Source organism: Thermococcus sp. M36, from assembly GCF_012027355.1.
Taxonomy (GTDB): Archaea; Methanobacteriota_B; Thermococci; order Thermococcales; family Thermococcaceae; genus Thermococcus.
In genome coordinates this window covers 1-401 of record NZ_SNUH01000312.1, presented here as the reverse complement: position 1 = coordinate 401, position 401 = coordinate 1, and the positions used below count along the sequence as shown (strand labels likewise).

Here is a 401-nt window from a genome sequence, read left to right as displayed (position 1 = left end):
TTCCGATCTAAACAATGTTTACTGCACCAACTGCTATTCGTGCAATTAAAAAAGAAGACCCTGATGGATTATTAATGAAGAATAAAGATTTATCTCATCTTAAAATATTATTTCTTGCAGGCGAACGATGTGATCCTGCAACTTATCACTGGGTAAATGATTTGTTGCACAAACCAGTTATCGATCATTGGTGGCAAACAGAAAGTGGTTGGCCAATGTTAGGAGTTTTAATGGGCATTGAGCCATTTCCGGCAAAAGCAGGAAGTGCCGGTAAACCTGTTCCCGGCTTTGATGTGCAAATATTAGAAGATGATGGAACCATTATTACAAATCAGGAAGAGGGTTTTGTTGCGGTTAAATTACCATTACCACCGGGCTGTTTGCCAACATTATGGAATAAT

The 401-nt window shown here is 38.7% G+C and carries 1 protein-coding gene; it reads left to right on the top strand.

The genetic code is table 11. From position 1 onward, the window contains the following. Positions 1–14: 14 nt before the first annotated feature. Positions 15–401 (top strand): AMP-binding protein (locus E3E36_RS12485; RefSeq protein WP_167895647.1); only part of this gene is annotated, 387 nt, incomplete at its 3' end.